General features: G+C 67.8%; 29 protein-coding genes and 2 pseudogenes. 20 read left to right on the top strand and 11 right to left on the bottom strand.

The features are described from left to right. Positions 1–502 (bottom strand): annotated as a pseudogene (locus ACFWPX_RS34470) (nicotinate phosphoribosyltransferase); the annotation flags it as partial. 61 nt (positions 503–563) lie between these two features. Between ACFWPX_RS34470 and clpS the strand changes: the two are divergent. From clpS to rdgB, 10 genes are all read left to right on the top strand, one after another. Further along, positions 564–911: an ATP-dependent Clp protease adapter ClpS gene (gene clpS, locus ACFWPX_RS34465; RefSeq protein WP_378921633.1), complete on the top strand. Its 348-nt coding sequence runs from the start codon at positions 564–566 to the stop codon at positions 909–911. A 21-nt stretch (positions 912–932) separates the two neighbouring features. Continuing rightward, positions 933–1,502 carry a DUF2017 domain-containing protein gene (locus ACFWPX_RS34460; RefSeq protein ID WP_378921635.1) on the top strand — a complete coding sequence of 190 codons (570 nt, stop codon included), beginning with the start codon at positions 933–935 and terminating at the stop codon, positions 1,500–1,502. A 21-nt stretch (positions 1,503–1,523) separates the two neighbouring features. After that, positions 1,524–2,585, top strand: a complete 1,062-nt coding sequence (locus ACFWPX_RS34455) for a P1 family peptidase (RefSeq protein ID WP_378932543.1) — start codon at positions 1,524–1,526, stop codon at positions 2,583–2,585. A 115-nt stretch (positions 2,586–2,700) separates the two neighbouring features. Next, a complete protein-coding gene (locus ACFWPX_RS34450) occupies positions 2,701–3,114 on the top strand; it encodes a Mov34/MPN/PAD-1 family protein (RefSeq protein WP_378921639.1) in 414 nt (137 codons plus the stop codon). Between the two features lie 39 nt (positions 3,115–3,153). Next, positions 3,154–3,429, top strand: coding sequence for a MoaD/ThiS family protein (locus tag ACFWPX_RS34445; protein ID WP_378921641.1), 276 nt, complete (start codon positions 3,154–3,156; stop codon positions 3,427–3,429). A gap of 4 nt (positions 3,430–3,433) precedes the next feature. Continuing rightward, positions 3,434–4,396 carry a PLP-dependent cysteine synthase family protein gene (locus tag ACFWPX_RS34440; RefSeq protein WP_378921643.1) on the top strand — a complete coding sequence of 321 codons (963 nt, stop codon included), beginning with the start codon at positions 3,434–3,436 and terminating at the stop codon, positions 4,394–4,396. A 71-nt stretch (positions 4,397–4,467) separates the two neighbouring features. Then, a complete protein-coding gene (locus ACFWPX_RS34435; protein WP_378932540.1) occupies positions 4,468–5,154 on the top strand; it encodes a rhomboid family intramembrane serine protease in 687 nt (228 codons plus the stop codon). A gap of 69 nt (positions 5,155–5,223) precedes the next feature. Next, entirely contained in the window at positions 5,224–5,988 is a 765-nt protein-coding gene (locus tag ACFWPX_RS34430; RefSeq protein WP_378932537.1) for a cyclic nucleotide-degrading phosphodiesterase, read from the top strand. 66 nt (positions 5,989–6,054) lie between these two features. After that, a complete protein-coding gene (gene rph, locus ACFWPX_RS34425) occupies positions 6,055–6,819 on the top strand; it encodes a ribonuclease PH (protein ID WP_378638916.1) in 765 nt (254 codons plus the stop codon). 2 nt (positions 6,820–6,821) lie between these two features. Continuing rightward, positions 6,822–7,427: an RdgB/HAM1 family non-canonical purine NTP pyrophosphatase gene (gene rdgB, locus ACFWPX_RS34420; RefSeq protein WP_378932534.1), complete on the top strand. Its 606-nt coding sequence runs from the start codon at positions 6,822–6,824 to the stop codon at positions 7,425–7,427. 66 nt (positions 7,428–7,493) lie between these two features. Here the strand turns inward: rdgB and ACFWPX_RS34415 are convergent, their stop codons facing one another. The 3 genes from ACFWPX_RS34415 to ACFWPX_RS34405 all read right to left on the bottom strand — a co-directional run bounded on the left by ACFWPX_RS34415 (position 7,494) and on the right by ACFWPX_RS34405 (position 9,339). Further along, positions 7,494–7,802, bottom strand: coding sequence for a DUF3817 domain-containing protein (locus tag ACFWPX_RS34415; protein WP_378921713.1), 309 nt, complete (start codon positions 7,800–7,802; stop codon positions 7,494–7,496). An 83-nt stretch (positions 7,803–7,885) separates the two neighbouring features. After that, positions 7,886–8,314 carry a transcriptional regulator gene (locus tag ACFWPX_RS34410; protein ID WP_378921651.1) on the bottom strand — a complete coding sequence of 143 codons (429 nt, stop codon included), beginning with the start codon at positions 8,312–8,314 and terminating at the stop codon, positions 7,886–7,888. A 59-nt stretch (positions 8,315–8,373) separates the two neighbouring features. Then, positions 8,374–9,339, bottom strand: a complete 966-nt coding sequence (locus tag ACFWPX_RS34405) for a GlxA family transcriptional regulator (protein ID WP_378932529.1) — start codon at positions 9,337–9,339, stop codon at positions 8,374–8,376. Between the two features lie 121 nt (positions 9,340–9,460). On the opposite strand from ACFWPX_RS34405, the gene ACFWPX_RS34400 reads away from it, so the two are divergent. Continuing rightward, positions 9,461–10,393: an NADP-dependent oxidoreductase gene (locus tag ACFWPX_RS34400; protein ID WP_378932524.1), complete on the top strand. Its 933-nt coding sequence runs from the start codon at positions 9,461–9,463 to the stop codon at positions 10,391–10,393. A 4-nt stretch (positions 10,394–10,397) separates the two neighbouring features. Here the strand turns inward: ACFWPX_RS34400 and ACFWPX_RS34395 are convergent, their stop codons facing one another. From ACFWPX_RS34395 to ACFWPX_RS34385, 3 genes are all read right to left on the bottom strand, one after another. After that, positions 10,398–11,273, bottom strand: coding sequence for an oxidoreductase (locus ACFWPX_RS34395; protein ID WP_378921658.1), 876 nt, complete (start codon positions 11,271–11,273; stop codon positions 10,398–10,400). A 38-nt stretch (positions 11,274–11,311) separates the two neighbouring features. Continuing rightward, the gene (locus ACFWPX_RS34390) at positions 11,312–12,232 is read right to left on the bottom strand and encodes an RNA polymerase sigma factor RpoD/SigA (protein ID WP_378932521.1); all 921 of its coding nucleotides are present in this window, start codon (positions 12,230–12,232) and stop codon (positions 11,312–11,314) included. A gap of 79 nt (positions 12,233–12,311) precedes the next feature. Next, positions 12,312–12,569, bottom strand: a complete 258-nt coding sequence (locus ACFWPX_RS34385) for a hypothetical protein (RefSeq protein WP_378932518.1) — start codon at positions 12,567–12,569, stop codon at positions 12,312–12,314. 107 nt (positions 12,570–12,676) lie between these two features. On the opposite strand from ACFWPX_RS34385, the gene ACFWPX_RS34380 reads away from it, so the two are divergent. The 6 genes and pseudogenes from ACFWPX_RS34380 (at position 12,677) to ACFWPX_RS34355 (ending at position 18,318) form a co-directional block, all read left to right on the top strand. Beyond that, a complete protein-coding gene (locus ACFWPX_RS34380; RefSeq protein WP_378921663.1) occupies positions 12,677–13,309 on the top strand; it encodes a TetR/AcrR family transcriptional regulator in 633 nt (210 codons plus the stop codon). Positions 13,310–13,377: 68 nt separating this feature from the next. After that, complete coding sequence (locus ACFWPX_RS34375; RefSeq protein WP_378932515.1) at positions 13,378–15,408, top strand: MDR family MFS transporter; 2,031 nt, start codon at positions 13,378–13,380, stop codon at positions 15,406–15,408. 82 nt (positions 15,409–15,490) lie between these two features. Continuing rightward, positions 15,491–16,126, top strand: a complete 636-nt coding sequence (locus tag ACFWPX_RS34370) for a PadR family transcriptional regulator (protein WP_378932512.1) — start codon at positions 15,491–15,493, stop codon at positions 16,124–16,126. Between the two features lie 142 nt (positions 16,127–16,268). Next, on the top strand, positions 16,269–17,480 hold the full coding sequence (locus ACFWPX_RS34365; RefSeq protein WP_378932509.1) for an FAD-dependent oxidoreductase: 1,212 nt from the start codon (positions 16,269–16,271) through the stop codon (positions 17,478–17,480). 153 nt (positions 17,481–17,633) lie between these two features. Further along, positions 17,634–17,960 (top strand): annotated as a pseudogene (locus ACFWPX_RS34360) (alcohol dehydrogenase catalytic domain-containing protein); the annotation flags it as partial. Positions 17,961–18,156: 196 nt separating this feature from the next. Beyond that, positions 18,157–18,318: a zinc-binding dehydrogenase gene (locus tag ACFWPX_RS34355; RefSeq protein WP_378932506.1), complete on the top strand. Its 162-nt coding sequence runs from the start codon at positions 18,157–18,159 to the stop codon at positions 18,316–18,318. Here ACFWPX_RS34355 and ACFWPX_RS34350 read toward each other — a convergent pair. The 4 genes from ACFWPX_RS34350 to ACFWPX_RS34335 form a co-directional block, all read right to left on the bottom strand. After that, positions 18,267–18,989: a phosphatase PAP2 family protein gene (locus tag ACFWPX_RS34350; protein ID WP_378932503.1), complete on the bottom strand. Its 723-nt coding sequence runs from the start codon at positions 18,987–18,989 to the stop codon at positions 18,267–18,269. The genes ACFWPX_RS34355 and ACFWPX_RS34350 overlap by 52 nt on opposite strands. Positions 18,990–19,014: 25 nt before the next feature. Further along, a complete protein-coding gene (locus tag ACFWPX_RS34345) occupies positions 19,015–19,239 on the bottom strand; it encodes a hypothetical protein (protein WP_378921676.1) in 225 nt (74 codons plus the stop codon). Positions 19,240–19,274: 35 nt separating this feature from the next. Then, the gene (locus ACFWPX_RS34340; RefSeq protein ID WP_378932499.1) at positions 19,275–20,051 is read right to left on the bottom strand and encodes an HNH endonuclease family protein; all 777 of its coding nucleotides are present in this window, start codon (positions 20,049–20,051) and stop codon (positions 19,275–19,277) included. A gap of 197 nt (positions 20,052–20,248) precedes the next feature. Further along, positions 20,249–20,899 (bottom strand): phosphate uptake regulator PhoU, encoded by a 651-nt coding sequence (locus ACFWPX_RS34335; protein WP_378932497.1) that lies wholly within the window; start codon positions 20,897–20,899, stop codon positions 20,249–20,251. Positions 20,900–21,003: 104 nt separating this feature from the next. Here ACFWPX_RS34335 and ACFWPX_RS34330 point away from each other — a divergent pair, with 104 nt between their 5' ends. The 3 genes from ACFWPX_RS34330 to ACFWPX_RS34320 all read left to right on the top strand — a co-directional run bounded on the left by ACFWPX_RS34330 (position 21,004) and on the right by ACFWPX_RS34320 (position 24,005). Then, complete coding sequence (locus ACFWPX_RS34330) at positions 21,004–22,095, top strand: calcium:proton antiporter (RefSeq protein ID WP_378932494.1); 1,092 nt, start codon at positions 21,004–21,006, stop codon at positions 22,093–22,095. Positions 22,096–22,293: 198 nt separating this feature from the next. After that, entirely contained in the window at positions 22,294–23,139 is an 846-nt protein-coding gene (locus ACFWPX_RS34325) for an MlaE family ABC transporter permease (protein WP_378921683.1), read from the top strand. Further along, the gene (locus tag ACFWPX_RS34320) at positions 23,139–24,005 is read left to right on the top strand and encodes an MlaE family ABC transporter permease (protein ID WP_378921685.1); all 867 of its coding nucleotides are present in this window, start codon (positions 23,139–23,141) and stop codon (positions 24,003–24,005) included. The genes ACFWPX_RS34325 and ACFWPX_RS34320 overlap by 1 nt, the downstream gene beginning before the upstream one ends.

Raw genomic sequence — 24,005 nt, 5'->3', positions numbered from 1 at the left:
CGGTCTGTGGGGCCCCCCCCCGCCCCCAATGTACTACACCCCCCCCCCGGCCCCCCCCACCACCCCGGGGCCGGCCCCCGGTGGCGACCGGGGTTTGTTGTTTTACTATCCACCGCGCGAGGGTCTCGAGGAGCACGCATTCGGCGAAACTGCCGCGCACGGTCAGGATCGGCGAGCCGGGGAAATACAGCTCACCTTCGGCATAACCGTCGATATCGCCGCCGAAGCGATATTCGCGCAACCATTCGACGGTGGCCGGGTCGAGGAACTTCGCGACCACGGCCAGCTCGTCGGGGCCGAAACGGAAACGGGCCAGCGCGTCGAGCAGGCGAGCGGTGCCCGCGACGACGCCGTAGCGGCGACCGTTCGGCAACCGCCGGGCGAACACCTCGAAGGTGCACTGTCGACCGGCCGAACCGTCGGCCAGCGCCGCGGCCAGCATGGTCAGTTCGTACTGGTCGGTCAGCAACGCGGTGCTGGCGAACTCGTCACGGATCTGCACACCAGAAACTCTAGTCACCGCGGGTGTTGTTTCCTGCGGGCTGCGTCGTACCCTGGTTTTCATGGCCGTGTGCAATTCCGTTCGGGCCGGCGCCGTCACCGACGCTGTGAACGCCGCACTGTCGGCACCGCAGGCGACGCCGGAGACCACCGAATACACCGAGATCCTGGAGGCCGAGGACAGGCCCTGGGTCACCGTCGTCTGGGACGATCCGGTGAACCTGATGCACTACGTCACCTACATCTTCCAGAAGCTGTTCGGCTACAGCAAAGCCAAGGCGACCGAGTTGATGATGCAGGTGCACAACGAGGGCAAAGCGGTGGTGTCCTCTGGTTCGCGCGACAAGATGGAGCAGGACGTGCGCCGATTGCACGCCGCGGGGCTCTGGGCAACCATGCAGCGCGACTGACGACTCGACTAACCTGAGCCTGTGCGTAAGTGGAGCAGGAAGAACTCACTGAGTGGCCTGAAGCTTCGATCCGAAATGGACGAGCACGAGGCCACCGTCCTTCGCTCCCTGATCGGCGCGGTGTCCGGGCTGCTCAGCGACCGCGCCGCCGACGCCCCCGAGGACGAACTCGCCGCGCTCACCGGCTTGCGGACGGGCAACACCACCCCGCCCGACGATCCGCAACTGCTGCGCCTGCTGCCCGATTTCCACCGCGCCGAACCCGGTTCCCCCGATGCCAAGCGCGCCGATCTCAACAGTGCGCTGCGCAGCCTGCACGAGCCGGAGATCATCGACGCGAAACTGGCCGCTGGGCAGGCTGTGCTCGACAGTTGCCCGGAAGTGGGCGGCAAGATCGTGCTCTCGCCCGAGCAGGCCGACGCGTGGCTGGCCGCGCTCACCGACGTTCGTCTCGCGCTGGGCACGCTGCTCGACATCGACGACGACACGCCCGACCATTTCGATCCGGAAGATCCCCGCGCTCCGCATCTGGACGTCTACCACTGGCTGACCTGGATGCAGGATTCACTGCTGCAAGCGCTCGCGCCCTGACCGGATCACACGAAGGACCAGATGATGCGCAGCGGCCCCGGGGTACGCAACTCGATCACTGATGTCGCCGGTGTGCTGGTGGGCCACCACCAGGCGCTCGACGCCGAAGTCACGCTCGGTACCGGCGCCGCGACGGGCTGCACCGTGGTGCGGGTCCCCGGCGGCGCGACCGCCTCGGTCGACGTGCGCGGCGGCGGACCGGGCACCAGGGAAACCGACCTGCTCGACCCGGCCAACACCGTCCGTCAGCTCAACGCCGTGCTCCTCACCGGCGGCAGCGCGTACGGCCTTGCCGCCGCCGACGGAGTCATGCGCTGGGCCGAGGAACACGGCGAGGGCATTGCGATGGACCCCACCGACCCGAGCCGCGTGGTGCCGATCGTGCCGGGCGCGGTGATCTTCGATCTCCCGGTCGGCGACTGGGGCATCCGGCCCGACGCGGACTTCGGCTATCGCGCGGCCGCAGCGGCGTCGACCGAGTTCGCCAGGGGCACCGCGGGCGCCGGTGTGGGTGCGCGGGCGGGCGCGCTCAAGGGCGGAATCGGTTCGGCGAGTGTGGTTCTCGCGTACGGTCCCGGCGCGGGTGTCACCGTCGGCGCGGTGATCGTGGCCAATCCCGTCGGGTCGGTCGTCGATCCGCGTACCGGATTGCCGTGGGGTGTCGGCACCGACGGGCCCGACTTCTTCGGGCTGCGGCCGGGGACGCCGGCGGAAATCGCCGCGCTGACTGCCATACCGGTGAAGGGCACCGTCTTCAACACCACGATCGGTGTGATCGCCACCGACGCCGCCCTCGACCCGGCGGGTTGCCGGCGCATGGCCGCCACCGGGCACGACGGACTCGCCCGCGCGATCCGGCCCGTGCACTCCCCACTCGACGGCGACACGCTGTTCGCGCTCGCCACCGGGGCGGTCGAGGTCGCACCGCTTCCGCTGCCCGCCGCGTTCCCCGGCGATCTGCTGCTGCTCGACCAGCTGTGCACGGCCGCCGCGGTGGTGGTCGAACGCGCTGTCGTCGACGCCGTGCTCGCCGCGACCTCCATCGCCGCGATCCTGGCCTACCACGATCTGTTCCCGCGCTGATCAAGCGCGGTGCGGGGACCGGAGTGCGCACCCGGCGGAATACCCGAATAGGGTGAGTGGTTGTCGAGGGTTGGTGCTCGACAACGCTCGAGCAGGATGTGGAAAGGGTCGACAAGTGCTGGTGATCAGGGCCGATCTCGTTGACGCGATGGTGGCACACGCCCGCGCCGACCACCCGGACGAGGCCTGCGGCATCATCGCCGGGCCCGAGGGCAGCGACCGTCCCGAACGCTTCGTCGCGATGGTCAACGCCGAACGTTCGCCTACCTTCTACCGGTTCGATTCCGGTGAACAACTGCGCGTGTGGCGCGCGATGGACGACGCCGACGAAGTGCCGGTCGTCATCTACCACTCGCACACCGCCACCGAGGCCTACCCGAGCCGCACCGACATCTCCTACGCCGCCGAACCGGACGCGCACTACGTGCTGGTCTCCACGCGCGATCCGCAGTCCCACGAACTGCGCAGCTACCGCATCGTCGACGGCGAGGTCACCGAAGAACCGGTGCGCATCGTCGATTCCTACTGAACCCGTCCGAGAAAAGCCACCACCCCCGAGGAGTCCCTCATGCCGGTAACCGTGTCCATTCCGACCATCATGCGTGGTATCACCGGAGGTGAGAAGCGAGTGCAGGGCGAGGGCTCGACCCTGTCCGCGCTCATCGCCGACCTCGACGCGAACCACCCGGGGCTGGCCGAGAAGCTGCTCTCCGAGGGCAAGCTCAACCGCTACGTCAACATCTACGTCGACGACGAGGACGTGCGCTTCTCCGGCGGGCTGGAAGCCGAGGTGCCCGCGGGCGCGTCGGTGACCATCCTGCCCGCCGTGGCCGGCGGCGCCTGACACCGTGGCCCGCTACGAATCGCTGATCGCGACGCTGGGTAACACCCCGCTCGTCGGATTGCAGAAACTGTCACCGCAATGGGACGGCGACGATCATGTGCGGCTGTGGGCCAAGCTGGAGGACCGCAATCCCACCGGGTCGATCAAGGACCGTCCCGCGCTGCGGATGATCGAACAGGCCGAGGCAGACGGGCGGCTCACGCCCGGGTGCACGATTCTCGAGCCGACCAGCGGCAATACCGGGATTTCGCTCGCCATGGCGGCGAAGCTCAAGGGTTACCGGATCGTTTGCGTGATGCCGGAGAACACCTCGGTGGAGCGGCGTCAGCTGCTCACGATGTTCGGCGCCGAGATCATCGACTCGCCCGCCGCCGGTGGGTCGAATCAGGCGGTCGCGAAGGCCAAGCAGATCGCGGCGGAGAATCCGGATTGGGTGATGCTGTACCAGTACGGCAATCCGGCCAACGCGCTCGCGCACTATGAGGGGACCGGGCCGGAATTGCTGGCCGATCTGCCGGAGATCACGCATTTCGTCGCGGGGCTCGGTACTACCGGGACCCTGATGGGCACCGGGCGCTACCTGCGCGAACAAGTGCCCGGGATCGAGATCGTGGCCGCTGAACCCCGATATGGCGAGCTGGTCTATGGCCTGCGCAATATCGACGAGGGGTTCATTCCCGAGCTCTACGACGAGAAGGTGCTCACCACCCGATTCTCGGTGGGGCCCTACGACGCGGTGAAGCGGACACGCGAGCTGGTCGGCGAGGAGGGAATCTTCGCCGGGATTTCCACCGGGGCGATCCTGCACGCCGCGCTCGGCGTCGCCAAGAAGGCGCAGAAGGCGGGCAAGCGGGCCGATATCGCGTTCGTGGTCGCCGATGGTGGCTGGAAATACTTGTCTACCGGGGCATACGACGGCACGCTGGACGAAGCCGAGGAGAAGCTGGACGGGCAACTCTGGGCCTGACCCGATGTCACCCGGCTTCGGTACGCTCGGATCAATGGGCTGTTCGACGGTCCCTTGCCGGAGTGGAGGCGATGTCGGTGAGCGGTGGGGTGGGTGCCTCGTTCGGTAACGCGAGTCCGGGAACCGGTGCCTCGCGCGGCGGGTCGTGGGTTCGGGCGGCCGTGGCGATTCTGGGCTTCGTAGCAGCCCTGTACGTGATCGAGGGCGTCGATATGGTGCTCTCCCACGACCGGCCGCCCGGGGCGCCCGGCGAACTGGACGCGGCAGGCATCGAGCCGCGTGAGGTCGCAGGGCTCGACGGCATTCTGTGGGCGCCGCTGCTGCACGGCGGGTGGGAACATCTGTTCGCCAACACGCTGCCGTTGCTGGTGCTCGGGTTCCTCGTGTTGCTCTCCGGGCTCGGGCGGGGGATCGCGGCGACGGCCATCATCTGGGTGATCGCCGGCGTCGGCACCTGGCTCACCGGGTCGGCGGGGAGTGTGCACGTCGGAGCGTCGTCGATCGTGTTCGGCTGGCTGACGTATCTGATCTGCCGTGGGTGGTTCGCGCGCAATGTGGGGCAGATCGTGGTGGGGCTGGTGATCCTCGTGTTCTACGGCTCGATGCTGTGGGGCGTGCTGCCGAGCGACCCTCGAATTTCTTGGCAGGGGCATCTTTTCGGGGCGGTGGGTGGAGTGCTCGCGGGCTGGGTACTCTCGTCAGATGAACGTCGACGCCGCCGTGGAGCATCGGTCGGCCGCGCAGTACCAACGCGGTAGCCGGGGATCCGGTCTGGAAATTGGGGGGATCCTGCAGTGAGTACCAGCACGTCGTGGCAGCATGGGGGCATGCGCCTTACCGTCCTCGGGTGCTCGGGCAGTGTGTCCGGCCCGGACTCTCCAGCGTCGGGCTACCTGCTGACGGGCGCTGATATGCGGCCGATTGTCATCGACTTCGGTCCCGGGATCTTCGGCGCGCTGCAGAAGCACATGAACCCGGCCGATGTCGACATCTTCCTCACCCACCTGCACGCGGATCACTGCCTGGATCTGCCCGCACTGCTGGTGTGGCGTCGCTATCACCCGAATCCGCCGACCGGCAAGGCGCTGGTGCGCGGACCGTCCGACGCGCCGCTGCGGATCGGAAACGCGTCCGCGGAGATCGGGGGCGAGACCGACGATTGGTCCGATGTGATCGACTCGCAGGCGTGGGTCGAGAACACGCCGATCCCGTTCGGGCCCGGTCATACGGTGGAGGCCCGGCGGATGTTCCACCCGCCGGAGTCCTACGGGCTGCGGATCACCGCGGCCGACGGCCGGGTCTTCGTCTACACCGGCGACACCGCCATGTGCGATGCCGTTGTCGAGTTATCGCAGGGTGCCGACGTGCTCATGGCTGAGGCGTCGTGGACCCACGATCCGGCCAATCGCCCTGCGGGGATTCATCTTTCGGGCACCGAGGCGGGCGAGATCGCCACTCGGGCCGGGGCCAAGGAGCTGTTGCTGACCCACATCCCGCCGTGGACCGCGCGCGAAGACGTCATCGCGGAGGCCAAGGCGGCCTTCTCGGGGCCTGTGCACGCGGTGTCGCCGGGGGAGACCTTCGACCTGTAGTCCCCGAACCCCGACCGGCGGGGCCGCGAACTCGCGCGCGCCGACGCTCCAACTAAGCTGTCCGCTGTGTCTAGACGAGCTGATGGTAGGGCGGATGACGAACTCCGCGACGTGAAGATCACTCGGGGTTTCACCACGCACCCGGCGGGGTCGGTGCTGGTGGAATTCGGGCAGACGCGGGTGATGTGTACCGCGAGCGTCACCGAGGGGGTGCCGCCGTGGCGCCGGGATTCGGGCCTGGGCTGGCTCACCGCGGAGTACGCGATGCTGCCCGCCGCCACGCACACCCGCAGCGGGCGGGAGTCGGTGAAGGGCAAGGTCGGTGGGCGGACGCAGGAGATCAGCAGGCTGATCGGGCGGTCGCTGCGGGCCTGCATCGACCTGGCCGCGCTCGGCGAGAACACGATCGCGCTCGACTGCGATGTGCTGCAGGCCGACGGTGGCACCCGCACCGCCGCGATCACCGGCGCGTACGTGGCGCTCTCGGATGCGGTGACCTATCTGGCCGCCGCGGGCAAACTGGCTGATCCGCAGCCGATTTCGTGCATGATCGCCGCGGTCAGCGTGGGCGTGGTCGATGGGCGCGTTCGCCTCGACCTGCCCTACGAGGAAGACTCGCGTGCCGAGGTCGACATGAACGTGGTCGCCACCGACACCGGAACTCTGGTCGAGATCCAGGGCACCGGCGAGGGCGCGACGTTCCCTCGGTCGACCCTGGACAAGATGCTGGACTCGGCTTTCGCCGGCGCCGAGCAGCTGTTCGCGATCCAGAAAGCGGCACTGGCGCTGCCGTACCCGGGCACCCTGCCCGAGCCGTCCGCGAAGAAGTAGTCGTGGCCGCGCGTGTGCTGGTCGCCAGCCGAAATGCCAAGAAGCTGAAGGAGCTTCGCCGGATTCTCGATGAAGCCGGTGTCGCCGGAGTCGAATTGGTGAGCCTGAACGAGGTGCCGCCCTACGCGGAGGCACCCGAAACCGGCGCCACCTTCGAGGAGAACGCGATCGCGAAGGCGCGTGACGGTGCCGTCGCGACCGGATTGCCGTGCGTGGCGGATGATTCCGGCATCGAAGTGGACGCGCTGAACGGGATGCCCGGGGTGCTGTCGGCCCGTTGGGCAGGCGGCCACGGCGACGACGCGGCGAACAACACCCTGCTGCTCGGCCAGCTCGGCGACGTCCCCGACGACCGCCGTGGCGCCCGCTTCGTCTCCACCTGCGCGCTGGTCCTGCCCGACGGCACCACCACGGTGGTGCGCGGCGAATGGCCGGGCACCATTGCCCGCGAACCTCACGGTGACGGTGGTTTCGGCTACGACCCGCTGTTCCTCCCCGAGGGTGGCACCGGCAGCGCCGCCGAACTCACCCCCGCCGAGAAGGACGCGATCTCCCACCGGGGCCGCGCCCTCACCCAGCTCATCCCCGCCCTGGCCGCCTTGGCCTGAGGTAGAGGCGTACAACGACAGCGCCGCCGCTCCGGATTACCGGGGCGGCGGCGCTTTTCGTCGAGGTCAGAGGCTGTATTGCTGCTTGACGTCTTTGGCGTTGCGGTGTTCGACGAAGAAGGAGAGCAGCGGGATGGTGCCTGCGATGAGCGTGCCGACGGTGCGGCCGATGGGCCAGCGGACCTTCACCGCGAGGTCGGCGGTGACCAGCAGGTAGGCGAAGTACACCCAGCCGTGCACGACCGCGATCCAGCTGGGGGTGTCGACGCCGAAGCCGTACTTGGCGATCATCTCGATGGTGAGCAGCAGCAGCCACAGGCCGGTGACCCAGGCGAGCACGCGGTAGCGCTGCAGGGCGGAGGCGATCTTGGCGATGGGGGCGCTGCCCGCGGCAGGGGCGCTGTCCGCGGGGGCGGCGGTGTCTTTGTCCAGCGACGGTGCGGTGGTGTTGTTGTCGGTCACCCGGCGTTCCTCTCGGGGGTGTGCAAGCCGGCGGTGCGGACCTGCGCATCGATGTCGCTGGCGTGCAGTTGCGCCAGGTACTGGTTGTAGGCGGCTGTTTCCGGGTCGTCGGACGGTGCGGCTTTGGGCCGTTCCGGCAGGATGCCCGCGGGGATCTCGCGCGGCGCCTCGGCTTTGCCCGTGCCCGGCGGGGCGGGCTCGTCGGCCTCGCGTTCCAGTCGCACGAACCGCACATAGGCGAACACCGCGAACGCGGCGAACAGCGGCCACTGCATCGCGTAGCCGAGATTCTGGCCGGTCCCCGACGCCGATTCGAACCGCTCCCACTGCCACCAGGCCAGCGCCAGACAGCCGAGCGCGACGACACAGACCAGCGCGATCAGGGCCGGACGGTTGTACGCCGGGCGGGGAGGTGGAACGGACACGCGCTCCACGGTACCCGCCTACTACAGGCTGCGTAGGAGCAGGTCGCCGCGCTCGGCGCTCACCGCGAGGTCCTGGCGTGGAAGGTCTGGCGGTAGGCGGTGGGGGAGACGCCGATGGTGGTGGCCAGGTGCTGGCGCAGGGATGCCGCGGTGCCGAGGCCCGCGTCGGCGGCGACGCGGTCGATCGGGAGGTCGGTGGCTTCGAGGAGGTGGCGGGCACGGTCGACGCGTTGCTGGGTGAGCCATTGGCCGGGTGGGAGGCCGGTTTCCTCGCGGAAGCGGCGGCAGAAGGTGCGCACGCTCATGCGGGCGTGGGCGGCGAGTTCGGCCAGCGGGAGCGGGCCGTCGAGGTGGGTCAGCGCCCAGGCGCGGGTGGCGGCAGTGGTCGCGGAGGTGGGTTCGGGAATGGGACGGTCGATGAACTGGGCCTGTCCGCCTTCGCGCCAGGGCGGCACGATGCACAGCCGGGCGACGTGATTGGCGACCACGCTGCCGTGGTCGCGGCGCAGCAGGTGCAGGCACGCGTCGATCCCGGCGGCGCTGCCCGCCGCGGTGAGGATGCGTCCTTCGTCGACAAACAGTACGTCAGCATCCATTCTGACCTGGGGGAACCTGCTGCGGAACCGGTCGGCGGCCTTCCAATGTGTGGTCGCTTGTCGGTCGTCGAGCAGGCCGACGGCGGCGAGCGCGAATGCCGCAGTGCAGATCGAAACGATGCGGGTGTCGGGCCTCAGCCGACCCAATACGCGAGCCAGTCCGGCGGGCATCCACTCGGATTCCGGCGCGTCACACGTGGAGAACGGCGGAATCACTACGGTGTCGGCCTCGTCGAGCGCGCTGCTGTCGTATTCGACGGCGATGGTGAAGTCGGCATTGGTCAACACCGGCGCGCCGTCGAGACTGCAGGTGCGGACGTCGTACAGCGCGGCACCGTCGGTACCGGTCGCCGTGCCGAAGACTCGGGCCGGTATCCCCAATTCGAACGGATAGACCCCGTTCAGTGCCAGAACCACCACGCGATGCATGGCAAGATTCTTGCATATATTGGCGTTCTTGCCACTCGTCGCAGTCTCGCTGACCGGGCATCGTCGTCATCACACAGCCGAATCACTTCGAAACGGTGTGCGAGACAAAGGGAGACGAGCCATGCGGGCAATCGGTCAGGACACCTTCGGCGGGCCCGAGGTCCTGCGCGTGATCGAGGCCGACAAGCCGACTCCGGGACCGGCGGAGGTGTTGATCCGCGTACACGCTGCCAGCGTGAACCCGACCGATTCCTGGCACCGCAGCAGCGGTGGACTGTTCGGCGCGATCATTCCACTCGGCTGGGATGTGTCCGGCGTGGTCGAGGCAGTCGGTCTCGGTGTGACGCTGTTCGCCCCCGGTGACGAGGTGTTCGGTATGCCTCGTCTGCCGCACGCCGCGGGCACCTACGCGGAGTACGTCACCTCGCCGGCGCGCCACCTCGCGCGCAAGCCCGCCAACCTCACCCACGTCGAGGCTGCCGCATCGGCGCTGGTCGCCCTCACTGCCTGGCAAGCGCTCGTCGACACCGCCGACGTCCAGCCCGGTCAGCGCGTGCTGATCCACGCCGCCGCGGGCGGGGTCGGCCACGTCGCGGTGCAGATCGCGAAGGCGCTCGGCGCGTATGTCATCGCCACCGCCCGCGCCGACAACAACGACTTCGTCCGCGATCTCGGTGCTGACGAGATAATCGACTACACGACAACGGATTTCGTCGATGCGGCCCGCGACATCGACGTGGTCGTCGACACCGTCGGCGGCGAATACGGCCCGCGTTCCCTGCGGACCCTGCGCCCCGGCGGCATCGTCGTCTCGCTGGCCTCCCCGGCGGAAGCCGCCCTGGTGGAGGTGGCCCGCCCGCTCGGCCTGCGGGCCGGGTTCATGATGGTCGAAGCGGACGGTGCGGGCATGCGGGCCATCGCGGACCTGGTCGAAAAAGGTGCGCTGCGACCCCACGTGGCGACGGTCCTGCCGTTGGATCTCGTGAGCAAGGCCCACGAGATCAGCGACAATCAGCGCACCCGCGGCAAGATCGTGCTCTCGATCGTGGAGTGAATTATCAGAACTTGTAGCTGATCCCGGTCATCCGCTCGGATTCCTCCCACAGCCTGCGCAGCAGTTCCGGATCGCGCGAGATCTTGCTCGACGGGCACGCCTCGACCGGCCCCTGGGACTGCATCCACCTATTGGGGCCCCAATAGGTGGTGGGATCGGCATCGGGTTCGGTCGCCCCGAACAGCGTGGAGTGCGCTGCCTTGGCGGGTGCATGGCCGATGAGCTTGATGAACGGCTTGCTGACCCGATCCAGCGGGGTCTCGGTGCGGGCGAACAGATCCGTCGCCGAGACTCCGGGGTGCACGGCATAGGACTTCTTCGCCGAACCGGCCTCGGTGAGCCTGCGCTGCAGTTCACGGCCGAACATCAGGTTGGCGAGCTTGGCCTGGGCGTAGGCGAGATTGCGCTGGTAGCGACGGTTCTCGTAGTTGAGATCGTCGATCCACAGCTTCGGCGTCTGCTTGTGCGCGATGCTGGCGATCGACACCACCCGGTCGCGGACGCGGTCGAGCAGCAGTCCCGTGAGCGCGAAATGGCCGAGGTGGTTGACGCCGAACTGGGTTTCGAAACCGTCGGCGGTGCGTGAGAACGGGATGTTCATCAAGCCCGCGTTATTGATCAGCACATCGAATTCGCCCTGCTGGGCGGCGAATTCGCGCACGGAAGCCAGATCGGCCAGATCTAGCGCGGCCACCCGCACGTCGCCGGGGATGGCGTCGGCGATCGGCTGCGCCTTGCTCGCATTGCGGCAGGCCATGATCACGGTGGCGCCCTTACCTGCCAGCACCTTGGTGGTTTCGGCACCGAGGCCGCCGTTGGCCCCGGTGATCACGAACGTGCGCCCGGACTGGTCCGCGATGTCAGTTGGTTTCCATGCCATGCGCCTATCTTACTCTGGAGTAAGATAGGAGGGAAGGGTCACCCCAGCAATCCGGTCAGCGTACGGGCACAGGCGGGTTTGCGCAGTTTGGCCATGGCTTTCGCCTCGATCTGGCGTGCCCGTTCGCGGGAGAAGCCGAGCGCCGAACCCACCTCCTCCAGCGTGCGCCCTTCGCCGCGGTCGAGGCCGAAACGCAGTCGGATGACGGCGGATTCGCGTTCGGTGAGCGCGGCCAAGGCCGCCTCGACGTAGCCGCCGAGCATCCGATCCGCGACCACATCCGCCGGCTCGGGCGTGGTGTCGGGGAGCAGTGAGCCCAGATCGGTGTCATCGCCGACCGGCGCGTGCAGCGATACCGGCTCGGCTTCGTGCCGCAGCACCGCCTCGACCTGCGCGACGGTGAGCTCGGCGCCCGCGGCCAGTTCCTCCATCGTGGCCGCGCGCCCCAGCTGATGGGCCAGCTCGCGCCGCACCCGGATCACCCGGTGCAGCACGTCGGCCACATTCGAGGGCAGCCGGATCGTGCGCCCCTGATCGGTGAGCGCGCGACCGATCGACTGCCGGATCCAGTACGTCGCGTAGGTGGAGAGCTTGAGTCCGCGCTCGTGGTCGAACTTCTCCACCGCGCGCATCAGCCCGAGCGTGCCCTCCTGGATCAGATCGAGCAGCGACATCCCGGTGTTGGTCGGGAACCGCCGCGCGATGGAGACGACCAGGCGCAGATTCGCGCGCACCATCTGATCTTTCGCGCGCAGACCGTCGAGTTCGGTGCGGCGCAACAGCTCTCGCCGTGCTGCGGTGAGTTCGATACCGGCTGAATCATTCTCGGCCGATTCGGCGCGGGCAGCGGCACCCGCGGCGATGCGTGCCCCGAGGGTGTATTCCTGCTCGGCGGTCAGCAGGGGAGTGCGGCCGATGGCGGTCAGGTAGTCGCGAATGGGGTCGGCGGTGACGGTCAAGAGAGCTCCCGGGGTGTGCGACGAAAAGGGTGGGCCGGTAACCGGTGGGGCGAGTGGATTGCCCCACCGGTCGGGTTGCTCAGCGTCCGGGGATGCGGATCGGACGGCGCACGGTGGTCGAGCGGGTCTGCGCACCGCGGATGGCCGACTCGGAGCCGCTTCGGCGCGTGGACGGGAACTGTGCGGCGGTGCGCGCCCGGCGCGGGGTCGGCAGGGTCAGCGGTTCCGGCGCGGAGAGTGCGTCGCGGAATGTCGTGTATCGGGCCATATCGGCTGCTCCTTCATGGGTGGAACGGGTGCTGAGGGGCTCGGCGGCGATATCGGTTCCGTGCGGCATGCGCTGTCTCCTTCGATCGTGTCGCTTGCGGCGACGAGCACAAACTTAGAACGAACCTAAAAATATGTCAAGAACAAATTTAGGACGATTTCAGATATGCTGGTGACATGACGACGCAGCCGGGCCTACGGGCGAGGAAGAAGCAGCAGACCAGGGAGCAGATCTCGGACCGGGCGACCGAGCTGTTCCTGGCGCGGGGATTCGACCGGGTGACCATCGCCGAGGTGGCGGCAGCCGCCGACGTCGCCAAGATGACCGTCACCAACTACTTCCCGCGCAAGGAAGACCTCGCCCTCGACCTGGGGGAGATCTACATCGACCAGCTCGCCGCGATCGTGCGCGAACGCGCGCCGGGCCAATCGGCGCTGGCCGCGCTGCGCCACGCCTACCTGGCGGCGGTAGCGGCGCAGAGCCAGGTCATCGGGTTCAGCGGAGAGCCGTTCGCGAGAATGATCGCCGACAGCCCCGCGCTGACGGCGCGCGTACGCGAGTTCCACGACGACCGTCAGACGGCGCTGGCGAAAGCGCTCGCCACGGAGACGGGCGCGGACCCGGGCGATATCACCCCGCGCGTCGCCGCGGCCCAACTCGCCGGTGTCCAGCGGGTGTTGTTCGACGAGATCACGCGCCGCACGCTCGACGGTGAATCCGCCACCGAGATCGCCGCCGCGCTGACCCGCGATGCCGAGATCGCCTTCGCCGCGCTCGAACCGGGCCTGGGAAGCTACGCCGTGCGCTGAGTGATCGGTGGCGATTGCTGCCGTGTCACTGGGCTCTGGTGCTGGACCCGAAAGCCCATACTGGGGCAATGCCGGATGGTGTTGCTGTAGACAAGCCTGTCGAGCCGATGAGTAAGGCGAAGATCAACATCATCTTCGCGACCGTCGTGCTCGGCATGCTCATGGCCGCACTCGACCAGACCATCGTGTCGGCGGCGCTGCCCTCGATCGTCGCCGACCTCGGCAGCGCCGGGCACATGGCCTGGGTGGTGACCGCTTATCTGCTCGCCGAGGCCGTCGCGACCGTGCTCGCGGGCAAACTCGGTGACCTGTTCGGCCGCAAATTGCTGTTCCAGATCAGCGGCATCATCTTCATCGCGGGCTCGGCACTGGCCGGTGTCGCGGGCGGCATGGTCATGCTGATCGTGGCGCGCGGGATCCAGGGCGTCGGCGCGGGCGGATTGATGGTCACCTCGATGGCGCTGATCGCCGACACCATTCCGCTGCGTGAACGCGGCAAATATCAGGGTGCGCTCGGCGCGGTGTTCGGCGTGACCACCGTTGTCGGGCCCACCCTCGGCGGGCTGTTCACCGACCACGCCAGCTGGCGTTGGTGCTTCTACGTGAATGTGCCGATCGCGATCATCATGGTGGTGATGGCGGCGCGCACGCTGCCGCATCTGCGCGCGGTCGCCCGGCCGGTGATCGACTACCTCGGCATCGGCCTGATCGCGCTCGGGGTCTCGGCGCTGATCCTCGGGCTCGAGTTCGGCGGCAACGAATATCCTTGGGGCTCTTGGCAGATCATCGGATTGTTCGTGCTCGCCGTGGTGCTGATCACCGGGTTCGTGCTGGTGGAGAACCGGGCGAAGGCGCCGATGCTGCCGATGCGGTTGTTCGGCAGCCGGGTGTTCACGGTGTCGTCGGTGCTCAGTTTCATCGTCGGCTTCGCGATGCTCGGCTCGATGACCTACCTACCCGCCTACCTGCAATACGTCGACGGCGCGACGGCGACGATCTCCGGTGTGCGCACGCTGCCGCTGGTGGTCGGGCTGTTCATCACGTCGATCTTCTCCGGTCAGGTCGTCGGAAAGACCGGGCAGTACCGGTACTTCCCGATCGTCGGCATGGCGGTGATGGCGGTGGGTCTGGGCCTGATGTCGACGATGGGGTACGACACGAGCATCTGGCTGGAATCGCTGTACATGCTGATTCTCGGGGCCGGGCTGGGCTTGTCGATGCAGGTGCTCACCATCGTCGTGCAGAACACCGTGCCCTACGCCGATCTCGGCACCGCTACCTCGGGCGTCACCTTCTTCCGCACCCTCGGCAGCGCGTTCGGCACCGCGGTCTTCGGCACGCTCTACACCAACCAGAGCACGACCGCGCTGGAGAACGCGTTGAGACAGACGCCGGGCGTCTCGCCCGAGGTGGCGGCGAATCCGAAGCTGCTGCGGGAGCTGCCCCACGAGCAGGCGGCGCCCATCATCGACGCCTACGCGCAGTCGATCGACCATGTGTTCCGCTGGGTCGTCCCGGTGGCACTGGTCGGCTTCGTCGTCGCCTGGTTCCTGCCGCAGGTGCGGCTGCGTGACAGCGCTCGCCACGGTGCCGGCGACGTCGGCGAGGGCTTCTCGGTGCCCGATTCGCACGACCGGGTGGTGCAGCTCGAACGTGCGGTCGCCACGACGGTGCGCAAGGCCAGGGCGGAGAAACCGCTCATCCCCGAGCTCATCGCGGCCTCGGGCAGCACACTGACCCCGGACGCGGCGTGGGCGCTGGGGCAGGTGTACCTCTACGCCAAGGAAGGCGCTCCGGCCACGGTGTACGCCATCGCCTACCGGCACCGGCTGCCGGTAGAGGTGCTCTCGCCGGTCTTCCGTCAAGCCGCCGACGCGGGTCTGCTGCGCGACGACGCGGGCACCCTCATGCTGACCGGCGACGGTAGCGCCGAGGTCGACAAGCTGCGAGCGGGCTGGCGGCGCTGGCTCGGGGACCGCCTCGACGACTGGAATTCCGAGGATCCGGTAGACCGCGCGCTGCTCGACGAGGCGCTGTCGAAGATCGCGGCGAAGCTGCTCGATCAGGGCGCTGATAGCAGCGAGGTATCGAAGGTCTGACTTCGGCTGTCCACTCCGCTGGACAAACCTTGCTCGGCGAATACTCGTAGACGTATATTCGTAGACGAGTAAGGAGGCAGCGATGGCTACGAAGCGCAAAGTGAACAACCTGCTGGCGCTCGCCGTGCTCTCGGTGATCGTGCAGCGTCCGATGCACCGCTACGAGATCGCCGCCACCCTGCGCGCCCACGGCAAAGACCGCGACATGGACATCAAGTGGGGCTCGCTCTACACCGTCGTGCAGAACATGGAGAAGGCCGGATTCCTCGAGGTGATCGGCAGCGAACGCGACGGTGCTCGCCCCGAGCGGGTGATCTACCGGATCACCGACGCGGGCCGCGCCGAGATGGCGGACTGGACCCGCGAACTGCTCGCCGCACCCGAGCCCGAACATCACCGGTTCACCGCGGGCCTGTCGATTCTGGCGGTGCTGCCACCGGACGAGGTGGTCGTCCTGCTCGGCACGCGGATCGCGGCATTGGAGCAGACCATCGCGACCACCAGGGCCGAGCTGGCCGAACTGACGCTGCCCCGCCTGTTCCTGGTCGAATCCGAATTCGGCCTGGCGATGCTGGAAGCCGAGGCGAACTGGGCACGCTCCCTGCGCGACGAACTCGCCGCGGGCACCTTCGAGGGCCTCGAGCTATGGCGGCAGTGGCATGTCGACGGCATGCCCGCCGAGCAGATTCCCGAACTCGGCGAGAGGGGGAACGACTAGCTCCGCCAAGACCCCGGACCCGGTGGTGTGCGGCAACACGCCACCGAGCCCGAGAAACCGTCCCGAAACCAGGCGCACCCGGCCACGAGGCTGGCAACCACAGGATAGCTGGGTGGCGCTGACACAGATCTGGAGATCACCCATGTCCACCACCCGTTCCGCATTGATCATCGGCGGCGGCATCGCCGGACCCGTCGCCGCTACCGCCCTGCGTATGGCAGGCATCGACGCCCACGTCTACGAGGCCTATTCCGGTCCGTCCGAGGGCATCGGCTCCGGGCTCGCGCTGGCGCCCAACGGTGTCGCGGCGCTCGACATCATCGGCGCCGGTGACGCGGTGCGCGAGATCGCCCTGCCGGTCGCGCAGATGCGACTGCGCGTCGGCGGTCGCGAACACGTCCTGCCGGTGCTGGCCGACCAGCCGCCGCTACAGGCGGTCGATCGCGGCGAATTGCACCGCGCCCTGCACGATCACGCGGTCGCCGCGGGCGTGCCGTTCAACTACGACAAGCGGCTGACGCGGGTCGACGAACACCCCGGCGGCGTCACCGCGCACTTCGCCGACGGCTCCACCGCGACCGCCGACGTTCTCGTCGGAGCCGACGGAATTCGTTCCACCGTAAGAAGTTTGATCGACCCGGCCGCGCCGGGACCCGACTACACCGGAATGCTCGGCTTCGGTGCCCTGGTCGAATCCGACCTCGACCTGCCCGACGACACCATGGTGTTCGCCTTCGGCGCAAAGGCCTACTACCTGTACTGGAAGCTGGCCGACGGTCGCGTGGCGTGGGGTGCGAATCTGCCGAGCAAGCAATACCTTTCGCTCACCGAGGCACGTGCCGTGCCCGCGCAGCACTGGCTGGAGATACTGCGCCGGACCTACGCCCCCGACTCGCCCGGCGCCGAATTCGCCCGCCGCACCACGGCGCAGAACCTCGAGATCACCGGCGCCCTGCACATCATGCCGCCGGTGCCGCACTGGTATCGCGACCGCATGGTGCTGGTCGGTGACTCGGTGCACGCACCGTCGAACAGCTCGGGACAGGGTGCGTCACTGGCGATCGAGAGCGCCGTGCAGCTGGCGCGCTGCCTGCGCGATATCGCCTCGCCCACAGAGGCTTTCGCCGTCTACGAGCAGTTGCGGCGGGCCCGGGTGGAAGGCATCGCGGCTCGCGCGGCCAAGATCAACCACAGCAAGACGCCTGGTCCGCTCGCCCGCAAGATGATGAACGCGATGATGCCGCTCATGGTCAAAACGGTGATGAACCCGGAGAAGACCATGGGTGCCGAACGGCGTTACCGCATCGACTGGAACGCACCGGTGCAGGACGAATTCGCCACTGTCGCAGGCTGATCCGGACGCCCTCGGTTGTTGCTCAGCTGCGACCGAGGGCTTGCCGCATTCGCCCGGACCCGCAGGCGCGATCAGCGACGGGTCGCGCGCAGCGCCAGAATGCGGGCGGTTTCGGCGTCGGCGGGCAGGAATGCCTCGAGGTGAAGTTCGGCGATGGTGACATCGGTGGCGGTCGCGAAGGAGGTGAGGGTGGTGACGCGGGCCGAGCAGCAGCGGCCGGAACCGGGCCCGCGTCAGGTCCTGATCCGGGTTCGCGCCACCTCGGTGAACCGCCGCGACCTGATGCTGATGGACGGCACCTACCCGCTGCCTGCTACCCCGGGCATCATCCCGCTGTCCGACGGCGTCGGCGAGGTGATCGCGCTCGGCCCCGGAGTGACCCGCGCGGGACTCGGCGACCGGATCACCGCGAGCTACGTCGTCCACTGGGTCGACGGTCCGCAAACCCTCGCCACCGCCGCCGAACAGTACGGCGCGAACTACAACGGATTTCTCGCCACTTACATACTCATCGAAGAGGATTCGATCGTGCACGTGCCCGCGCATCTCACCGATGCGGAGGCGGCGACCCTGAGTTGCGCGGGCCTGGTCGCCTGGTCGGCGCTAGCCCGCACCGGGTACAACACTGCCGGACAACCCGTTCGGCTCCTCCTACCTGGCCATCCGGCGCATCGCGGTGGGCAGCCGCGCCGGTTTCGAGGCGATGAACCGGGTGATCACCGAGCACCGCCTGCGCCCGGTGATCGACCGCGAATTCGATGCCGACAAGGCCACCGACGCCTACGACTACCTGCTTTCGGGCGCGTCGTTCGGCAAGGTGGTGATCGCGGTGGGCTGAGGGCACAGCACGCGGGTGAACACGGTGACACACAGGACGAGCCACAGCAGCCCGATGATCCAGCCCGCGAGCACATCGGTGGTCCAGTGCACGCCGAGGTAGATGCGCGACAACCCGACGGCGACGGGAAAGGCGACCGCGAGGACGGTCGCGGCCGTCCGGAGCCAGTGCTTGGTGATCTGGGGAACCAGGACGATCGCCACGATGCCGACGACCACCGTGGAGCCGAGCGTGTGCCCCGACGGATAGGACAGGCTTGGCTCGAACACCAGCCGCGACGTCTCCGGCGGCCGATGGCGCCCGACGAGACGTTTGATCACCCAGACCAGCACGCCCGCCCCCAGCGACGTGACCGCGACCAGTGCGGCCACCGGCAGATTGCGCCGCAGCGCGAACCAGCCGACGGTGAGCGCCGCCAGAATCGTCATCGACAGCGTGTCGCCCAGGTCGGTGATCACCGTGGCGATGCCGGTGAGCGGTTCGCCACGGTGCGCGATCATCCAATCGAGTACCGCGGTATCCATCGCGCTGATGCCGCTGGTGACCTGCCAGGTGAGGGCGGTGATCAGCACCGCCGCGGTCGCGATCAGAGCTGCCACGATCGGCGTCCGGCGGCACAGCGAGGTCCAGGCGACGTCAGGGGGCGGAGGCTGTCGATAGGCAGTCGGCATAGCTACCAGATTGCCAGCTCGAGCCTCAGGCTTCGAAGACGACCGTGTTCCCGGCGACGTCGCGGGTGCCCGCGACCTTCTTGATCGCCTTCACAAGGTCGGCGACGCAGTCCCAGGTGCGGGGAGGTTCGCAGTCGATATTGCCGATCGTGTACCAGGTATCGGTGCCGCGATAGCGGACGAGGCCCTTGCCCGCGTCGTCGAGCATGACATCGAGCTCGCCGGACACCGTCCCTTCCTCTTCGGTCATGACGGCGCTCTCGGCGGTGATCTCGATGTGTTCGCTTATTTGAACTCTCCTCGGCGGAGGCAGTCATCGACTGCGGAGCGCAACGCGGTGTGCTCGGCGGTATCAACGGTCAAGGCGTATTTTACCTTCACCTTGACGTAGTGCTCGACATAGGCACACCGGAAGTTGCCCGGCGGCAAGTAGTTCGCGGGATCCTGATCACCCTTGGATCGGTTGGCCGACGGGTCGGCGGCGACCAGGTTCATCGAGTCGTTGGCGATGCGGCGGCGGGTGTCCTCGTCGCGGTCGGCGGCACCGGATCGCCACGCTTCGGCAAGGGCCACAATGTGTTCGGCGTCGACCTTGGACGGATCGGTGATGAACTTGTAGGGCCCGAGTTCGCCGGTCTTCTTGTCGATGAAGCCGTAGTGGTCCTGCCAGCCGCCGCCGGCCGCCACCTTCAAGTCGCAGGTCTTGGCGTCGAGGGTGACCTTGCCGTTGGCGTCGCGCAGCATCATCACTTCGCGGCTGGTGCATTTCGTGTACTGGGCCAGGTCGCCGGTGAAGCCGTGCTCGGGCTTGTTGGTGTCCCAGTGCGGGAATTTCTCGCGCGTGTAGCCCGTCATCGGGCCTTCCTTCGCGACGACGAGGGTGGCGACCAGGTCGCCGACTTCCTTGCCCGATACCGTCGCCGCGCCCGCGGCGGCAGGCCCCGGACTCACCTTGTCCAGCAACGAGTTCGAACAGGCGACCACCACGGCCAGGCATACCGCCGCAGCGAGGGCGAGCAGGGCTCGCCCCAGGGGAGAACCGCTGACCGAAGACCACTTCATGCCCGTACCACCCAGATGATTCGTCGAAAATGAACCGGCACAACCTAACGGCCGCACCGGGTGTCGTCAGTGATTGTCCGCTATGAGGTTCCGCACTCCGCAGCGCGGACCGGTTGCGGCTCAATAGCGTTCGTCTATCGACGGAGGTGACCAGTGGCTCCGGAGTGCAAACCCATGGTGATGGAAATCACAATCGATCAGTCGGGCAGCGATCCCGATTCCGGCGGAATTCCGGTGTCCAGGAACCGGATCAGCCGTGCGATGCGGGCGGCATGGTCGACGCAACGCTGGAACTGACTGCCGAGCAACGCCATATCGATCGCGGCCTCGGTGCTCACGTCGGCATCGGTGAGCGCGGTGCGCAATTGCTTGCACAGCGTCTCCATCGCCTCGTTGTCGCTGCCGTCGTCGGCGGCGAACCGGCCGCTGGCCACCGACGCGCTCACGCGCCCGACGCAGTCGGCCGCGAGCGTGCCCATCGACACCAGTTCGGTGATCACCGATACCGGCGCGACCACACCCGGATGCGCCCGATATACGTACTGCCCAGCGGTTTCGGTGCGCCGGCCGATCCGCGACAGCTCACCCGCGACCTGAATCGCGGTCACCACATGACGTAGATCGCGCGCGACCGGTGCCTGCAACGCGAGCAGTGCCATGGTGCGGGATTCGCAGGCGGCGAACATCAGCTGTAGCCGCTCGTCGAGTGCGAACACCTCATAGGTGGCGGTGAGGTCGGCGCCGGCCAGCGCAGCGGTGACCCGCTCGGTCGCGTCATGAGCGACGCGCGACATCAGGGTGAGATCGTTGGCCAAAGCGACGAGCTCGAGGGTGAACTGGGTCCGCACGCGCTGAATTGTTCCCCATCGAGTGGGTGTGAGTGAATCCATCGCCGAGATCCATCCGGCGACGGATCCGGGTACGCCCGGCCGTAGCTGGAAGGATGGGGGCCATGATTGCCGCGTTGACGACTAAATGGACCATGTACGTGCCCATCCTCGCCGCGCTCGTACTCGTACTCAGCTGGGGTCGTTCGGTACCGGGATTGATTGTCGTGCTGGTGAGCGTCGCGCTGGTCGGCGCGGTGCTGGCGGCGGTCTATCACGCCGAGGTCGTGGCCCACCGGGTCGGCGAACCCTACGGTTCGCTGGTGCTCGCGGTGGCGGTGACCGTGATCGAGGTGGCCCTGATCGTCACGATGATGATCTCCGGCGGCGACAAGGCGGCGTCGCTGGCCCGCGACACCGTGTTCGCCGCGGTGATGATCACCTGCAACGGCATCTTCGGATTGGTGCTGCTCGTCGGTGCGTTGCGCAGGCGGGTCGCGGTGTTCAACGCGGAAGGCACCGGTGCGGCGCTGGCCACGGTCGCGACCCTGGCCACTCTGAGTCTGGTGCTGCCGACCTTCACCACCAGTGCGCCAGGCCCGGAGTTCTCGCCCGCGCAGCTCGCCTTCGCCGCCGTCGCTTCGCTGGCGCTCTACGGGCTGTTCGTGATGGTGCAAACGGTCCGTCACCCCGACGATTTCCTCCCGGTGGAGGACGGCGGCGCGGTCGACGACAGTGACACCCACACCCACGCACCGTCCAACCGGGCCGCGCTGATCAGTCTCGGCATGCTGGTGCTCGCTCTGATCTGCGTGGTCGGCTTGGCCAAGGTGGTCTCGCCCGCGCTCGAGTCGGCGATCGCCTCGGCCGGATTACCGCCGTCGGCGGTGGGTGTGGTGATCGCGATGCTGGTGCTGTTGCCCGAGACCATCGCCGCGGTGAACTCGGCGCGCCGCAACCAGGTGCAGATCGGGCTGAACCTGGCGCTCGGTTCGGCGATGGCCAGTATCGGCCTGACCATTCCGGTGATCGCGATCGCGACCATCTGGCTCAGTGGTCCGCTGGTGCTCGGTCTCGGCGCCACCCAGATGGTGTTGCTCGCGCTGACCGTCGTGGTCGGCACGCTGACGATCGTTCCGGGTCGCGCGACCTTGCTGCACAGTGGCGTTCACCTGGCGTTGTTCGCGGCTTTTGTGTTCCTCGCCGCTAGCCCGTAGCTGGAGTGTTGCGGATCACATGGCGTGTAGATCTGTCATGGAAACCGCGAAATAGCGACGAGGGTCACCCACTGGAAATTTTGTTGTGACGCAGAGTACCGGTTAGCTTGCTGGAGTTGGCAAAGACGCCGAAGCCAGAGAGTGCGGTATGAAAATCACCAAGCCCCGTGCTTCACGAGCGGCCCGGAGGCATCCCTGATGTCTGTCGATCTGCACTCCGCGAAGCCGGATTCCGCTACCCAGATCGTCCGCAAGAACTTCACCGACACCGTCGTGTCGTCGCTGCGGACCTTCGGGCGTGCGGTCGATCTCGCACAGCAATCGGTCGGCGGCTCGTTCTCCGACATCGCCCGCAGGCAATTCCAGTGGCGTGAGACCCTCGTGCAGGCCTGGCGCCTGATCACGGTCACCGCCATTCCCGCGGTCCTGATGGCGATCCCGTTCGGCGTGATCGTCTCGGTCCAGGTCGGCAACCTGATCCACAGCCTCGGCGCCGACTCCATGCTCGGCGCGACCGGCGGCCTCGGCGTGATCAAGCAGGGCGCGCCCATCGCCACCGGCTTCCTGCTCGGCGGCGCGGGGGCGGCGGCGATCGCGGCCGACCTCGGCGCGCGCACCATCCGCGAGGAGATCGACGCGCTCAACACCATGGGCATCAACCCGGTGCACCGGCTCGTCATCCCGCGCATGGTCGCGATGCTGATCGTGGCCCCGATGCTCAATGTGCTCATCATCTTCGTCGGCGTGCTGGCCGGTTACGCGGTCGCCGTCGGCGGTCAGGGTGTGACGCCGGGCAGCTACTGGTCGACCTTCGGTTCGTTCGCGACCACCGCCGACGTGTGGGTGTCGCTGCTCAAGGCACTGATCTTCGGCTTCCTGGTCGTGATCATCTCGTGCCAGCGCGGACTGGAAGCCAAGGGCGGACCGCGCGGGGTGGCCGACGCGGTGAACGCGGCGGTGGTGCTCTCGGTGGTCTCGATCGCGATCGTGAACCTGCTGGCCAGCCAGATCAGCGCCATGTTCCTGCCGACGAAGCTGGCGTGATGGCTGCCTCTTCGTATATCCCCACCTCGCTGCACTGGCTGCGCAAGCCCGCCCGCATCGGCAAGCGGTTCGTCTCCGCCGGTGAATCACTCGGCTTCGTGGCGGTGTTCGTCTGGCAGGTGCTGTCCTCGGTACCGCTGACGCTGCGCCGCTACCGCGAGGAAACGCTGCGCGCGGTCACCGATATGACCTGGGGCCGCGGGTCGATCATCGTCGGCGGCGGCACCGTCCCGATGATGATCGTGCTCGGCCTGGTGATGGGCGCCTCGGTGGGCGTCGAATCGTTCGCCACGCTCGACATGCTCGGCATGGGCCCGGTCTCCGGCGTGATCTCGGCCTACGCCACCACCCGTGAGCTGGCTCCGATCGCCGCCGCCATCGGCTTCGCCGCGCAGGCGGGTTGCCGGATCACCGCCGAGATCGGCGCGATGCGCATCTCCGAGGAGATCGACGCGATCGAGGCGCTCGGCCTGCGTTCGGTGCCGTTCGTCGTCACCACCCGCGTGATCGCGGGCGCCATCGCTATCGTGCCCACCTTCCTGATCGCGCTGATCCTGTCCTACGGCGCCTGCCGCGGGCTGCTCACGATGGTCTACGGGCAGTCGGCCGGTGTGTACGACCACTACTTCTTCCAGTTCGTCACCGGCTTCGACGTGATCGCCGCCGTGGTCAAGGTGGCCGTGTTCGGCACGGTCGTGATCCTGGTGCACAGCTATTTCGGGTTCTTCGCCACCGGCGGACCCGAGGGCGTCGGCATCGCGTCGGGTCGCGCGGTGCGCGCCAGCTCGGTGGCCATCATCGCCATCGACATGGTGCTCTCGATCGCGCTGTGGGGCTTCAACTCGGCGATCAGTTTTACGGGGTGA

The organism is Nocardia sp. NPDC058518 (assembly GCF_042719655.1).
Taxonomy (GTDB): domain Bacteria; phylum Actinomycetota; class Actinomycetes; order Mycobacteriales; family Mycobacteriaceae; genus Nocardia.
Note: the sequence above shows the minus strand (reverse complement) of the source record. Positions and strands in the feature narration are given on the sequence as shown.

Excerpts from the sequence above, each read along its gene's own strand:
- ACFWPX_RS34365 (WP_378932509.1), top strand. The coding sequence starts at position 16,269 with ATGTCCACCACCCGTTCCGCATTGATCATCGGCGGCGGCATCGCCGGA.
- ACFWPX_RS34340 (WP_378932499.1), bottom strand. The coding sequence starts at position 20,051 with ATGAAGTGGTCTTCGGTCAGCGGTTCTCCCCTGGGGCGAGCCCTGCTC.
- ACFWPX_RS34455 (WP_378932543.1), top strand. The coding sequence starts at position 1,524 with ATGATGCGCAGCGGCCCCGGGGTACGCAACTCGATCACTGATGTCGCC.
- ACFWPX_RS34385 (WP_378932518.1), bottom strand. The coding sequence starts at position 12,569 with ATGCCGCACGGAACCGATATCGCCGCCGAGCCCCTCAGCACCCGTTCC.
- ACFWPX_RS34320 (WP_378921685.1), top strand. The coding sequence starts at position 23,139 with ATGGCTGCCTCTTCGTATATCCCCACCTCGCTGCACTGGCTGCGCAAG.
- ACFWPX_RS34405 (WP_378932529.1), bottom strand. The coding sequence starts at position 9,339 with ATGCATCGCGTGGTGGTTCTGGCACTGAACGGGGTCTATCCGTTCGAA.
- ACFWPX_RS34395 (WP_378921658.1), bottom strand. The coding sequence starts at position 11,273 with ATGGCATGGAAACCAACTGACATCGCGGACCAGTCCGGGCGCACGTTC.
- ACFWPX_RS34375 (WP_378932515.1), top strand. The coding sequence starts at position 13,378 with ATGCCGGATGGTGTTGCTGTAGACAAGCCTGTCGAGCCGATGAGTAAG.
- ACFWPX_RS34435 (WP_378932540.1), top strand. The coding sequence starts at position 4,468 with ATGTCGGTGAGCGGTGGGGTGGGTGCCTCGTTCGGTAACGCGAGTCCG.
- clpS (WP_378921633.1), top strand. The coding sequence starts at position 564 with ATGGCCGTGTGCAATTCCGTTCGGGCCGGCGCCGTCACCGACGCTGTG.
- ACFWPX_RS34330 (WP_378932494.1), top strand. The coding sequence starts at position 21,004 with ATGATTGCCGCGTTGACGACTAAATGGACCATGTACGTGCCCATCCTC.
- ACFWPX_RS34370 (WP_378932512.1), top strand. The coding sequence starts at position 15,491 with ATGGCTACGAAGCGCAAAGTGAACAACCTGCTGGCGCTCGCCGTGCTC.
- ACFWPX_RS34430 (WP_378932537.1), top strand. The coding sequence starts at position 5,224 with ATGCGCCTTACCGTCCTCGGGTGCTCGGGCAGTGTGTCCGGCCCGGAC.
- ACFWPX_RS34380 (WP_378921663.1), top strand. The coding sequence starts at position 12,677 with ATGACGACGCAGCCGGGCCTACGGGCGAGGAAGAAGCAGCAGACCAGG.
- ACFWPX_RS34325 (WP_378921683.1), top strand. The coding sequence starts at position 22,294 with ATGTCTGTCGATCTGCACTCCGCGAAGCCGGATTCCGCTACCCAGATC.
- ACFWPX_RS34345 (WP_378921676.1), bottom strand. The coding sequence starts at position 19,239 with ATGACCGAAGAGGAAGGGACGGTGTCCGGCGAGCTCGATGTCATGCTC.
- ACFWPX_RS34400 (WP_378932524.1), top strand. The coding sequence starts at position 9,461 with ATGCGGGCAATCGGTCAGGACACCTTCGGCGGGCCCGAGGTCCTGCGC.
- ACFWPX_RS34350 (WP_378932503.1), bottom strand. The coding sequence starts at position 18,989 with ATGCCGACTGCCTATCGACAGCCTCCGCCCCCTGACGTCGCCTGGACC.
- ACFWPX_RS34445 (WP_378921641.1), top strand. The coding sequence starts at position 3,154 with ATGCCGGTAACCGTGTCCATTCCGACCATCATGCGTGGTATCACCGGA.